Consider the following 12,230-nt stretch of genomic DNA (forward strand, 5'->3'; position numbering starts at 1 on the left):
ATAGGGCCTGGCTGCGCAAAGGTCAGGCATTTTTCACCTGAATGCGGTTCTTCTCGTCCAAAACGGCCGCTTTGGCGCGGATCCGTTTCTCAAGTTGTTCAATCAGATCGTCGTTTGCCAGTCGCTCTTTCTGCCTTACGCCATCCAGATAAAAGCCACTCATATTGCGTGCCCCGGTCAATCCCAGGTCTGACACCTCAGCCTCACCAGGCCCATTGACCACGCAGCCGATGATAGACACATCCATTGGCGTCAGTATATCCTCCAGGCGTTGCTCCAGCGCATTGACCGTGCCAATCACATCAAACTCCTGACGGGAGCAACTGGGGCAGGCAATAAAATTGATACCTCTGGAGCGAATGCGCAGAGATTTGAGAATATCAAAACCAACTTTGATTTCTTCCACCGGATCAGCGGCCAAAGAAATGCGAATGGTATCGCCTATACCTTCAGCCAATAACATGCCCAGCCCCACCGCACTTTTTACTGCACCAGCGCGCTGTCCGCCCGCTTCGGTAATCCCTAAATGCAGGGGCTGATCAATCTTCTGCGCCAGCAAACGATAGGCCCCAACAGCCAGAAACACGTCCGACGCTTTAACACTGACCTTAAACTGGTGGAAATTGAGTCTGTCCAGAATATCCACATGGCGCATGGCTGACTCCACCAGCGCTTCCGGGGTCGGCTCACCGTACTTTTCCTGTAAGTCTTTTTCCAGCGAGCCACCATTTACACCAATACGAATGGGAATATTTTTATCTCTGGCACAATCCACCACCGCGCGAATGCGCTCTTCACTGCCAATGTTGCCCGGGTTAATGCGCAAACAATCCACCCCGTATTCGGCCACCTTCAGGGCAATGCGATAATCGAAATGAATATCCGCCACCAATGGGATATCCACCTGAGCACGAATACGCTTAAAGGCTTCAGCAGCATCCATAGTAGGAATAGAGACCCGCACGATTTCGCCACCAACGGCCTGTATACGCTTAATTTGCGCCACCGTCGCATCCACATCGGTTGTAGGGGTATTGGTCATAGACTGCACGGCGATGGGCGCACCGTCACCAATCGGTACCTTGCCCACATAAATACGGGTGGACTTACGACGTGTAATAGGTGATTCGGCAAACATGTTAACTTTAATCCAACTAGATTCTTAATAGGTTATTGCAGCGGCAATGTGAATTTGGCAGAGCGCCCTTTGGGAAACTGGGACATATCCACCGCTTCACCATCGAAATTAATCTGCACGGCTTCTGGCGCCCCCAAGGTCACCTCAAAAGGCGGCACACCAGACACGGGCATAGTACGCCCCGCCACTTTAACGCCATACGCAATGGCTTCACCGGTTGCATCGACAATATTCACCCAGCAATCAGCACTGAACTGAAATACCAGCTCTGCCTCGGTCGGCAATATATCTTGGGTAGCGGCTGCCAATACATCCTCGGCTACAGTGTCATCCGGGCTTGAATCAGTGACTTCTGTTGCCCCAGGCTCTGCCTGACGTTGCACATCCACTGACGATTGTTGCGGTTGTTCGATAACTTGTGCTGGTAGTTCAGGCTCATCCTGTGGCACTTGCTCGGGAATGTTGGGTTCTGACGCGGCAGTCAGCGCTGACTGTTCCTGCTGAGGTTGTGATGTTGCCGGCTCTGCGGTAACGATGGCACTGGTACTGATGGGCTCACTGCTGTTGCTTTGCTGTAACCACCATACCACTACCATAGCAATAATAATTGCCAGGATTACGTATGACACCAGCATCAATCGATCATCGCTGGCTTGCTTAGCCACTTTGCGCGAGAAACTCTGCAGTTTCGCCGGCTCCTGCTTGGCAGCATTCAATGCATCGAATGCTTCGAGCACCTGCTGCGGAGCAACATCCAGAAGCTTGGCGTAGTTTTTATAGTAGCCACGAATAAAGGTAATGGAAATGCGCTGTTCGAAGACTTCTGTCTCCAGGCTCTGGATATTAGCCGGTTTCAGGTTCAGCCTGGTTGCCACCTCTTCAATACTCAGTCCCCGGGCCACGCGCGCCTCCTTGAGCATCGTCCCCGGTCCTGTGGCTTGTGTCTGCTCGGCAACCTGTTCGTCTGTCATAATACTGCTGTTACTCTGTTTGAGTGAATGTTGATCCCTGCTCATTGTGGCGGGGCTATTCTGAGTTTCTTACCAACATAAATGGACGATGGATCCTGTAATTGGTTCCATTCCATCAGGGTTTTCATTTTTATATTGTACTTGAGTGATATCCGGTAGAGGTTTTCCCCTTCAGCCACGACATGATACTCAGGCTCAGACCGGTTGTCGTCCTCTGCCGGCTCTGCAGAAGCTGGTTCCTGCACCTGCCAATCGGAGGTTTTAGGGCGTACAAGCTCTTTCTGCTCAGCCTGCTGACTCGCCGCTAACTCAAGATAATGCTGAGTCGCCTGATGCTGAGGATACAGTTCACTGAGCATATTACCGTATCCCTTAGCACTTTGCAGGTTTCCCTGCCCTGCTTCAATGCGATAACCTAACAGCAGCATCTGCGGCGAGACCCGACCTAACCGTTCCAGCTTCGCCAATGCTGCTTTAGCCTCTGCCCAGTTACTTTGCTGAACCAGCACTTCGGTCAACAGCATCAGGCTTTTTGTTCTGGAAGGCTGATGATTCAGTGCACCTTGCAGATAACCTATTGCGTCGTCCAACTGATTCTGACTCTGTGCGCACAACGCCATATTTTCATAAGTTTCAGCACTGCGGATGTAGGCCTGATTGTCCAGCGCTTGCTGGAAATATTTTTTTGCATCGTCGTAACGGCCCAACTGACACAGAAACGCACCATAGCTGTTAACAATGTCAGGGTTACTGTTATCCAACTTCATGGCCTGACGATATGCATCCTCGGCATGTCGGTTTTCTTCTACCAACTGGTAATAATAAGCCAGACCGTAGTGGGCATCGGCCATATTGGGGGCGTATTCAAGCGCTTTATCCAGATTGTATTTTGCCTGACTATAGTTGCCGTTTTTCAGGTAGGTGAGACCCAGAGAGATCCTGGTTCTGGCGGCATCTTGTGCATTAAAGTCGGCCGCGGGGCCCGCACCGTCAATCTGCGATTGACTGGCACAGGCGCTGATAAAGAATATTATGCAAAAGAGTAACTTGCGCATCTGAACCCAAAATTTATGGTGAATCAGGCCATTTTTACTGAAATTGACTCACCCTTCATCTGTTTTTTTAGCATACGTTTAGTACGGTCTACTACATCGCCTACTAATTGACCACATGCTGCATCAATATCATCCCCTCTGGTCTTACGAACCACCACCGTGAGCCCATATTCCATCAGCACCTTGGAAAAGCGATCAATACGGGAATTACTCGAACAAGTGTAAGGCGACCCAGGATACGGATTAAAGGGGATTAGGTTAATTTTGCTTGGCGTGTCTTTCAGCACTCTGGCCAGTTGGTGTGCCTGATCCATGCTGTCATTGATACCATTGAGCATTACATATTCAATAGTGACCCGGCCCTGATTGGCATTGGATTTAGCCAGATAGCGACGCACCCCAGCCAACAGTTCCTCAATAGGATACTTTTTATTGATCGGCACAATTTCATTGCGCAGTTCATCTGTGGGCGCATGTAATGAGACGGCAAGCGCAACGTCAATCTGATCACCCAGCAAATCCAAAGCCGGTACCACGCCAGATGTACTAAGGGTAACGCGACGTTTAGACAAACCGAAACCAAAATCATCTAACATGATGTCCATGGCCGGTACCACGTTTTTCAGGTTGAGCAGTGGTTCTCCCATGCCCATCATGACCACATTAGTAATGGGGCGCTTGGCCGTATCTTTGGACAAACCAATGGTTTTCGCCACCCGCCATACCTGACCAATGATTTCCGCCACGGACAGATTGCGGTTGAACCCTTGTTGAGCCGTGGAGCAAAATGTACATTCCAATGCACAGCCTACCTGCGAAGACACACACAAGGTGGCACGGTCTGTTTCCGGGATCCACACCGCTTCAACTTCCTGTCCCCCTTTTAAAATCAGGGCAAACTTAATCGTGCCATCACTGGCATTCTGTTGACGGGAAATTTCCGGCGCTTCAATCACGCAGGATTCAGCCAATTTAGCACGCAGGCTTTTGTTGAGGTTGGTCATCTGCTCGAAGTCATCGACACCGGCCTGATAGATCCATTTCATCAGTTGGTCAGCGCGAAAAGGCTTTTCACCAATACTGGCAAAGAAGTCGCGCAGTCCCTGACGGTTCAGATCCAACAAGTTGGTTTTAGCATTAGCCATGAATAGTCACCTCAAACTTCGGGGGCGGAATTGTACATTTTTTAAACGCAATTTAAAACTGGCTACCCAAATTACTGGGTATCGAGATTTTTCTGGCAAAAAAGGGAGCCTGAGCTCCCTTTTTCTCACCCGCTATGAATTAACGAGTGCGAGGGCAGATTTCTTCGTCAGCAAAGAAGTAAGCAATCTCACGTGCAGCTGATTCAGGGGCATCAGAACCGTGCACAGCATTTTCATCAATGGACACGGCGTAGTCAGCACGCAAAGTGCCGGCCAGTGCTTCTTTCGGGTTGGTGGCACCCATGATTTCACGGTTCTTACGCACAGCATCTTCACCTTCCAGAACCTGAACCATGACAGGACCAGACGTCATGAACGCAACCAAAGCACCAAAGAAAGGACGCTCTTTGTGTTCAGCGTAGAAACCTTCAGCCTGCTCTTTGCTCATATGCAGCATTTTGGACGCTACGATACGCAGGCCAGCAGACTCGAAACGGTTGTAGATTGCGCCAACTACGTTTTTCGCAACGGCATCAGGCTTAATAATGGAAAAAGTACGTTCCAGAGCCATGTTAAAAGTCTCCAAAGTTAAAGAGGATAAAATTTTGAGCGCGGATTATATGCAAAATAATACCGCTTGACCATTCAGCCACACAGAAAACTTATCATAACCTTTAGCAACGAAGTTCTGCGCGCTTTCGCCTAATATTGTTATATATGACATATAGCGAAGACCCCTGATGGTAGTAACAAAAAAGGCGGTTGTACTGGTATTCCTCCTGTTGACTCCGTTCTGCTGGGCTAAAACACCAGAGCCCTTGGTGGTCGCCAGTGCGCTGTGGCCACCCAATTTTGTCAATGAAGCCGGAGATGGCATCTACCAGCAAATTCTCAGGGAAATTTATCCTAACTATGCGTTGCAATATGTCTATACCACCTATGCCCGCTCTAAACATATGGTGTCCGCAGGCAAGGCCGACTTGTGGCTGGTGTCGTACACAGCTGAAGAGCCATGGGCTCTGTATCCAAAGCATGCCCACGACGCAGATTTGATTGCCGCGGTACACCTAAAAGAAACCCCGTGGCAGGGCATCAGCAGCTTAACAGGCCAACCCGTTTCCTGGATCAGCGAATACGGCTTTGAAAAATATCTACCACAACTGCAAATGCAATACTACGAAGTGCCAGACCTTGATGTTGCCATAAAGATTTTACTGGCAGGCAGAATCCATTATGTGCTTGACGATATCTGGGGCATAGAAGCCTATTTGCAGAATCACCCTGATGTAAAAGCGCAGATGACGGTGCAACCATTTGCCCTGATGAAACTATACCCAGCGTTCAAACACACTGATAAGGGTCGCCGCTTAGCCAAACAATGGGACAAAGCGATGGCAAGGCTTATTAAAGGACGTCTGCAGACCTTATATCGTCAAGCCGGGGAGTCGTATCTGCTGGACGATTGCACAAGGCCGAGCAACGATGCCAAAGGCCTGATCTGTCTGGATTTGCCCAATTCCCCCTGATACCAATATGCAGCACAAGGTGCTATAGTGCGCGCCCTGATTCGCCCGGGTTGTCTGCACATAGCCAATACTTGAGTAAATTGCTCAAGTAATATAAAATGCCGCCCTATATCAGAGCTGAATTTCAGTGTGACCAGGATTTATCTCTAACCGCCGGGCAAACTGGCAATAATAATCCATAGGTAATCCAGGCGTTGTACCACGTACAACATGCACTCTTTAGTTAATAACGGCTTAGTGATGCCGTTAAGTCAAGCGACTGACCCTGAACCAGTGATAGAGACCAGATTCTATGAGTGAACAAATCGAACAGGCGCTAGCGCGCAAATATGAGGCGGGTTTTGTCTCCAATGTCGAGTCAGAGACCTTCGCGGCAGGCCTGGACGAGGAAGTGATCCGCAAAATATCAGCCATGAAAAACGAGCCACAGTGGTTGTTGGAATGGCGCCTGAAAGCCTTTGAATCCTGGCAGAAGATGGAAGAGCCTGAGTGGGCGCATCTTCATTATGCAAAAATAGATTATCAGGCCATCTCGTATTACTCCGCGCCCAAAAGCATGAAGGACAAACCCAAGTCACTTGATGAAGTGGACCCTGAGCTATTGCGCACCTATGAAAAATTGGGCATCCCTTTGTACGAACAGCAAATGCTGGCAGGTGTAGCAGTGGACGCGGTGTTCGACTCAGTGTCGGTTGTCACGACATTCCGTGAAAAACTGGAAGAAGCCGGAGTGATTTTCTGCTCAATTTCAGAGGCGGTGCACCGCTTCCCGGATCTGGTTAAAAAATATCTGGGCAGTGTTGTACCGCGCTCAGACAATTATTTTGCCGCACTGAACAGTGCTGTCTTTACCGACGGTTCCTTTGTGTATATTCCAAAAGGGGTGCGTAGCCCCATGGAATTGTCCACCTACTTCCGTATCAATGAACAAAACACCGGCCAGTTTGAGCGAACGCTGATTGTGGCCGACGAAGGCAGCTATGTGAGCTATCTGGAAGGTTGTACAGCGCCACAGCGTGATGAAAACCAGCTGCATGCTGCCGTCGTGGAACTGGTGGCGCTGGACAATGCCAAAATCAAATACTCCACCGTGCAAAACTGGTACCCAGGCGATGAAAACGGCAAAGGCGGTATCTACAACTTCGTGACCAAGCGCGGCATTTGCCATACCAATGCCCATATTAGTTGGACGCAGGTTGAAACCGGTTCCGCCATCACCTGGAAATATCCAAGCTGTATTCTTAAAGGCGACAACAGTGTCGGCGAGTTTTATTCGGTGGCACTGGCACGGGGCAAACAGCAGGCCGACACTGGCACCAAGATGATTCATTTGGGCAAAAATACCAAATCCACCATTATCTCTAAAGGGATCAGCGCCGGTGATGCCAACAACGCCTATCGCGGGTTGGTACAGATGGGTCCCAACGCCGAAGGGGCACGTAACTTCACACAGTGCGATTCGCTGCTGATTGGCGATCAATGCGGTGCCCATACCTTTCCTTACATAGAAAGCCGCAACCCGTCAGCGATTGTGGAACACGAGGCCACCACATCCAAGGTCAGTGATGAGCAAATGTTCCTGTGTCAGCAACGTGGCCTGGACCCAGAAAAAGCGGTATCCATGATAGTCAACGGTTTCTGCAAAGAAGTGTTTAAAGAGCTGCCCATGGAGTTTGCTGTGGAAGCCGGCAAGCTTCTTGAGATCAGCCTGGAAGGTTCCGTCGGCTAATTAAACTGATTTAGAGCGCCCGGCTGGAAGCTATCGACGAGAGAGTCGACGACCAGCGGCGCAGCAACACAAGTTATTGGGGTATTTCATGCTAAAAATTCAAAACCTGCATGCCAAGGTAGAAGATAAAACCATTCTCAAGGGCCTGAGCCTGGATATCAAGCCAGGCGAAGTCCATGCCATTATGGGTCCGAACGGTGCAGGTAAGAGTACGCTGGGCTATGTGTTGTCAGGTCGTGACGGTTATGAAGTGACCGATGGCCAGGTTGAACTGAATGGCCAGGATCTGCTCGAACAGGAAACCGAAGAACGCGCCCGCGCCGGTCTGTTCCTGGCATTCCAGTATCCGGTGGAAATTCCTGGCGTCAGCAATATGGAATTTATGAAAGAATCGGTTAACGCTATGCGTGAAGCCCGCGGTCAGGAGCCACTCAGCGCCGCTGAATTTCTGAAAAAAGCCAAGGAAGCCTGTAAGCAGGTGCATTTACCCCTCGATTTTCTGAAGCGCGGCGTCAATGAAGGCTTTTCCGGCGGCGAAAAAAAGCGCAACGAAATCATGCAGATGATCTTGCTTGAACCGACTCTGTGCATTCTCGATGAGTCGGATTCCGGGTTGGATATCGATGCCCTGCAAGTGGTGGCCGATGGCGTAAACAGCCAACGTAGCCCAGAGCGTAGCTTTATTGTCGTGACCCACTACCAGCGCCTGCTGGACTACATTAAGCCGGATTTTGTGCATATTCTGGCCGACGGCAAAATCGTCAAAAGTGGCGATGCCTCTTTGGCTCTGGAAGTGGAAAAAGAAGGGTATGCCTGGCTTGGTGAAGCCCAGGAGGCCGGCGCATGAGCCAATGGCTTGAGCAAATTGTTGAGCGCGCCAGCCACAGCCAGTTGAATGCTATCAAACAGCAGGCATTGGCAGCATTGAAGCAGCAGCGCTGGCCCAATCGCAAAACGGAAGCATGGCGCTACACCTCTGTCAGCCCTATCGAACAGCTTGAACTCGGTGGACAAAAAGATAGTCAGCCGCAGCCATCCGACATTACCGGATTGGACAGCCTGGATCTGTTGTTTATCGACGGAGTGCTGCAGCAATCACTCAACAATCTTGTCCTGCCCGAAGGTTTAATGCTCCAGTCGCTCAGCCAACTGGATGCCCAGGGTCAGGCCGTTGCCGATGACCTGTTTGGCAAAATCAAACCTGCACATCATCTGTTTGGTCTGGTGAACGATCTGGTGGCCAAGCAGGGTCTGGTAGTTGATGTTGCCCCGGGCGTACAGATTGATAAGCCACTACGCATTATTAATTTATCCAGTCAGGGCCAGGAATCCCATCTGCGCTTATTGGTAAGGCTGGGTGATAATGCCAGGTTGTGCGTGATTGAGCAGGGTGAAGGTCAGGATCCCAGCCTGAACACGGCCTTTGCCGAGTACAGTCTAGGTGTACGGGCGCATCTTGAACATTACCGCCTGGCAATGCATACGCACAAAGCCATTCAGGTGGGCGGTAATCATTTCCGCCTGCAGGAAAAGGCGCAACTTAACAGCACGCTGGTCGCCTATGGTAGCGATCTGTCACGCCTGGATGTGGATATTGAGCATGCCGGCGAGCATGCCCATGCCAAGTTTAATGCCATTTACCTGTTGGGCAGTGGCGAAACCTTTGACTTGCACAGCTGTATAGAACACGCCGTGCCCAATGGCACCACCGAAGAAAATGCCAGAGGTATAGTCGGCGATCGCGCCAAGGCGGTATTTAATGGTCGCATTCATATTCATCGCCACGCTCAGAAAACCCTGGCAGAGCTGAATAATCGCAATTTGTTACTATCACGTCGTGGCCAGATTAATACCAAACCCGAACTGGAAATTTATGCCGACGACGTAAAATGCGCCCATGGCGCTACCGTTGCTGAGATTGAAGAAAAAGCCCTGTACTACCTGCTTTCCCGTGGGATTTCCCGCTCACAGGCACTGATTATGCTGAACTTTGGGTTTATCCAGGAATTGATTAACGACATGCCCAATGCAGCACTGGCTGATTGGCTGCAGGAACAACTTAAGGACAAGTTCAGCCAGATGGAGGTCAAATGAGCCTGGATCTTAATGGGTTAAGGGCACAATTTCCTATCCTGTCCAGGCAAGTTGACGGTAAGCCGTTAGTCTATCTGGACAACGCGGCCACTACGCAAAAACCGCAGGCCGTTATTGACGCACTGGTCAACTTTTACACTCAGTGCAACGCCAATGTGCATCGTGGTGCTCATGCCTTGTCAGATGAGGCCACACGCCGTTACGAACAGGCCCGGGATGTTGTTGCCGATTTTATTCGGGCCGGCAGTAGGCAGGAAGTGATCTGGACCAGTGGCACCACGGAGGCGATTAATATTGTGGCCAATGGCATGGCACAGCGCCTTCAACCCGGTGATGAGGTGCTGGTCACCGAAATGGAACACCATGCCAATCTGGTGACCTGGCAGCAAGCCTGCCTGCGCAGTGGTGCACAGCTAAAGGTCGCCCCCATTTTGGACAGCGGTGAGCTGGACGTAGACGCTTTCAACGCCTTACTTAGCCCGCAAACCCGCTTTGTTGCCCTGCCCCATGTTTCCAACGCACTGGGAACCGTTAATCCGATTCAGTCACTCACCGCCAGCGCCAAGGCAGCAGGTGCATTGGTGCTTATCGACGGTGCTCAGGGCATTGCCCATGGCCAGGTGGATGTGCAGGCGATAGGTTGTGACTTCTACGCATTTTCCGGCCACAAACTATTCGGCCCCACAGGTATTGGTGTGCTGTGGGGACGTCAGACGATACTGGAAGATTGGCCGGTATGGCAAACCGGTGGCGAAATGATTGCTAAGGTGAGCTATGAATGCGCCACCTGGGGAACGCTGCCCAACAGATTGGAAGCCGGTACCCCAAATATTGCCGGTGCCATAGGTATGGCCGCTGCTATCAGTTGGTTTATGTCATTGGATGTCGCTGCCGTGCAAGCCCATGAAAAAGCCTTACTGGCCAGTGCCACCGAACAGGCTCAGGCATTCGAGGGCTTGAAAATTATTGGCACGGCCAAAGATAAAATAGGCGTGCTGAGTTTCGTTCTGGACGGTAGCCACCCGGCCGATGTCGGTTTTATTCTCGACAGACAAGGCGTGGCCATTCGCACCGGCGATCACTGTGCACAGCCTTTAATGCGCCGCCTGAATGTACCAGGTACAGCCAGAGCGTCGTTTTCCATCTACAACAGCCTGGATGAAGTGGATGTCTTGTTTAAGGCATTGAAAAAAGCCCAATCCATGCTGGCATAGGAGTTTAGTTATGACGGTTGAGACCTTTGTTCCCAGTACGTCAGTGGTCACTCTGACCGATGCTGCCGTACGCCACTTTGAAGCCAGCCTGGCCAGTCAGCCCGGTAAGCTGGTGCGCTTGTCGACTAAGGTGAGCGGCTGCACGGGTTATGCTTATGTGCTGAATTTAGTGGATGCAGGAAAAGAAGATGACCTGCTGTTTCCAATCAGCAGCAAACTGACATTGGCGGTTGCAGCAGACGCTGTCGAACTGGTGCGCAATACCGAAATAGATTACGTCAAAGAAGGCATCAATGGTGTAATCAAATACCACAATCCTAACGTCGTTAACGAGTGTGGCTGCGGCGAAAGCTTCAGCGTCAGCTAAGGACTCAGGCTGATGCAACAAAGAATGGTGGTCACCCAACGTGACTGTAAAGCCAGACGCGTGCCATCGGGGCAAATTCAGGTGATTCCGGAAGGGGAATTTGTCAATCTGACCCAGGATTTGGGCGGCAACTACACCGTCACCTGGCAGGGTAATATGCTGCGTATTGACGGTACTGACGCCGACGCCTTGGGTCGTAAGCCCCAAGTACTGGCATTTGACACCCCGCCAGACGATAAGATCATCGAAGCACAGGTCTGGCAGGCACTGGAAACCATTTTCGATCCGGAAATCCCGATTAATCTGGTGGCGCTGGGTTTAATCTACGAAGTCAGTGTCGATCAACACAGTCATGTAGTGACGATCCAGATGACACTTACCGCCCCTGGCTGCGGTATGGGGCCAGTGTTGGTCAGCGATGTGGAATACCGGGTGGCTATGGTGCCGAATGTTAAGCAGGTTAAAGTGGATTTAGTGTTTGATCCCCCCTGGTCCAGGGAAAGAATGAGCGAAGAAGCTCTGTTGGAAGCCGGCCTGTTTTTTTAAGATGTACGGGATGTGAGAAGCAGATGACCTTACCAGGCAGCGACGAAATTATTGAAGACCTGTCGTTTTTTGACGATTGGGAACAGCGTTACCAATACATTATCGATTTGGGTAAATCCCTGTCCCCGATGACACCAGAAGATAAAACCGAAGAACGTCTGGTGCGCGGCTGCCAAAGCAGTGTGTGGTTAAAAAGCACGGTGCAGGGCGAGCATTTACATTTTGATGTAGAGAGCGACGCGATTATCGTTAATGGCCTGCTGGCACTGGTAATGGCAGCCTATCAGGACAAAAGCCCGGCTCAGATCCTGGCGTTTGATATTGACGGCTACTTTCAGGCCCTGGATTTGGAACGGCATATCTCCCCCACCCGCGGCAATGGTTTACGCGCGATTGTGGGAACCATCAGAAACCTGGCCAGCCAACCCCGTCAGTAAGGCGCACC

General features: G+C 50.8%; 13 protein-coding genes. 8 read left to right on the plus strand and 5 right to left on the minus strand.

Going from position 1 to position 12,230, the window contains the following annotated elements:
* Positions 1-22: 22 nt before the first annotated feature.
* The 5 genes from ispG to ndk form a co-directional block, all read right to left on the minus strand.
* A complete protein-coding gene (ispG, locus tag CSR04_RS08315; RefSeq protein WP_102795805.1) occupies positions 23-1,138 on the minus strand; it encodes a flavodoxin-dependent (E)-4-hydroxy-3-methylbut-2-enyl-diphosphate synthase in 1,116 nt (371 codons plus the stop codon).
* Positions 1,139-1,170: 32 nt separating this feature from the next.
* Positions 1,171-2,109, minus strand: a complete 939-nt coding sequence (locus tag CSR04_RS08320; RefSeq protein ID WP_172449286.1) for a RodZ domain-containing protein — start codon at positions 2,107-2,109, stop codon at positions 1,171-1,173.
* Between the two features lie 41 nt (positions 2,110-2,150).
* Positions 2,151-3,164, minus strand: a complete 1,014-nt coding sequence (gene pilW, locus CSR04_RS08325; protein ID WP_102795807.1) for a type IV pilus biogenesis/stability protein PilW — start codon at positions 3,162-3,164, stop codon at positions 2,151-2,153.
* A 23-nt stretch (positions 3,165-3,187) separates the two neighbouring features.
* Entirely contained in the window at positions 3,188-4,309 is a 1,122-nt protein-coding gene (gene rlmN / locus CSR04_RS08330; protein WP_102795808.1) for a dual-specificity RNA methyltransferase RlmN, read from the minus strand.
* A 139-nt stretch (positions 4,310-4,448) separates the two neighbouring features.
* Positions 4,449-4,880, minus strand: a complete 432-nt coding sequence (gene ndk, locus CSR04_RS08335; RefSeq protein WP_102795809.1) for a nucleoside-diphosphate kinase — start codon at positions 4,878-4,880, stop codon at positions 4,449-4,451.
* 169 nt (positions 4,881-5,049) lie between these two features.
* On the opposite strand from ndk, the gene CSR04_RS08340 reads away from it, so the two are divergent.
* The 8 genes from CSR04_RS08340 (at position 5,050) to CSR04_RS08375 (ending at position 12,222) form a co-directional block, all read left to right on the plus strand.
* Positions 5,050-5,835 carry a substrate-binding periplasmic protein gene (locus tag CSR04_RS08340; protein WP_102795810.1) on the plus strand — a complete coding sequence of 262 codons (786 nt, stop codon included), beginning with the start codon at positions 5,050-5,052 and terminating at the stop codon, positions 5,833-5,835.
* Positions 5,836-6,127: 292 nt separating this feature from the next.
* Positions 6,128-7,564: a Fe-S cluster assembly protein SufB gene (sufB, locus tag CSR04_RS08345; protein ID WP_102795811.1), complete on the plus strand. Its 1,437-nt coding sequence runs from the start codon at positions 6,128-6,130 to the stop codon at positions 7,562-7,564.
* Between the two features lie 76 nt (positions 7,565-7,640).
* The gene (gene sufC, locus CSR04_RS08350) at positions 7,641-8,411 is read left to right on the plus strand and encodes a Fe-S cluster assembly ATPase SufC (protein WP_425427684.1); all 771 of its coding nucleotides are present in this window, start codon (positions 7,641-7,643) and stop codon (positions 8,409-8,411) included.
* Entirely contained in the window at positions 8,408-9,658 is a 1,251-nt protein-coding gene (sufD, locus tag CSR04_RS08355) for a Fe-S cluster assembly protein SufD (RefSeq protein ID WP_102795813.1), read from the plus strand. The genes sufC and sufD overlap by 4 nt, the downstream gene beginning before the upstream one ends.
* Positions 9,655-10,872: an aminotransferase class V-fold PLP-dependent enzyme gene (locus tag CSR04_RS08360; RefSeq protein ID WP_102795814.1), complete on the plus strand. Its 1,218-nt coding sequence runs from the start codon at positions 9,655-9,657 to the stop codon at positions 10,870-10,872. Before sufD ends, CSR04_RS08360 begins: the two co-directional genes overlap by 4 nt.
* A 10-nt stretch (positions 10,873-10,882) precedes the next feature.
* A complete protein-coding gene (locus tag CSR04_RS08365) occupies positions 10,883-11,239 on the plus strand; it encodes a HesB/IscA family protein (protein WP_102795815.1) in 357 nt (118 codons plus the stop codon).
* A 12-nt stretch (positions 11,240-11,251) separates the two neighbouring features.
* Positions 11,252-11,785, plus strand: a complete 534-nt coding sequence (sufT, locus tag CSR04_RS08370; RefSeq protein ID WP_102795816.1) for a putative Fe-S cluster assembly protein SufT — start codon at positions 11,252-11,254, stop codon at positions 11,783-11,785.
* A gap of 23 nt (positions 11,786-11,808) precedes the next feature.
* A complete protein-coding gene (locus tag CSR04_RS08375) occupies positions 11,809-12,222 on the plus strand; it encodes a SufE family protein (protein WP_102795817.1) in 414 nt (137 codons plus the stop codon).
* Positions 12,223-12,230 lie beyond the last annotated feature (8 nt).

Origin of the sequence: Bowmanella denitrificans, from assembly GCF_002887595.1 — a bacterium.
In the GTDB taxonomy this organism is placed as follows: Bacteria; Pseudomonadota; Gammaproteobacteria; order Enterobacterales; family Alteromonadaceae; genus Bowmanella; species Bowmanella denitrificans.

What these genes read in the sequence shown, in the direction of transcription:
- CSR04_RS08320 (WP_172449286.1), bottom strand. Translation starts at nt 2,109, where the DNA reads ATGACAGACGAACAGGTTGCCGAGCAGACACAAGCCACAGGACCGGGG.
- sufD (WP_102795813.1), top strand. Translation starts at nt 8,408, where the DNA reads ATGAGCCAATGGCTTGAGCAAATTGTTGAGCGCGCCAGCCACAGCCAG.
- sufB (WP_102795811.1), top strand. Translation starts at nt 6,128, where the DNA reads ATGAGTGAACAAATCGAACAGGCGCTAGCGCGCAAATATGAGGCGGGT.
- CSR04_RS08365 (WP_102795815.1), top strand. Translation starts at nt 10,883, where the DNA reads ATGACGGTTGAGACCTTTGTTCCCAGTACGTCAGTGGTCACTCTGACC.
- CSR04_RS08340 (WP_102795810.1), top strand. Translation starts at nt 5,050, where the DNA reads ATGGTAGTAACAAAAAAGGCGGTTGTACTGGTATTCCTCCTGTTGACT.
- CSR04_RS08375 (WP_102795817.1), top strand. Translation starts at nt 11,809, where the DNA reads ATGACCTTACCAGGCAGCGACGAAATTATTGAAGACCTGTCGTTTTTT.
- rlmN (WP_102795808.1), bottom strand. Translation starts at nt 4,309, where the DNA reads ATGGCTAATGCTAAAACCAACTTGTTGGATCTGAACCGTCAGGGACTG.
- CSR04_RS08360 (WP_102795814.1), top strand. Translation starts at nt 9,655, where the DNA reads ATGAGCCTGGATCTTAATGGGTTAAGGGCACAATTTCCTATCCTGTCC.
- ndk (WP_102795809.1), bottom strand. Translation starts at nt 4,880, where the DNA reads ATGGCTCTGGAACGTACTTTTTCCATTATTAAGCCTGATGCCGTTGCG.
- ispG (WP_102795805.1), bottom strand. Translation starts at nt 1,138, where the DNA reads ATGTTTGCCGAATCACCTATTACACGTCGTAAGTCCACCCGTATTTAT.
- sufT (WP_102795816.1), top strand. Translation starts at nt 11,252, where the DNA reads ATGCAACAAAGAATGGTGGTCACCCAACGTGACTGTAAAGCCAGACGC.
- pilW (WP_102795807.1), bottom strand. Translation starts at nt 3,164, where the DNA reads ATGCGCAAGTTACTCTTTTGCATAATATTCTTTATCAGCGCCTGTGCC.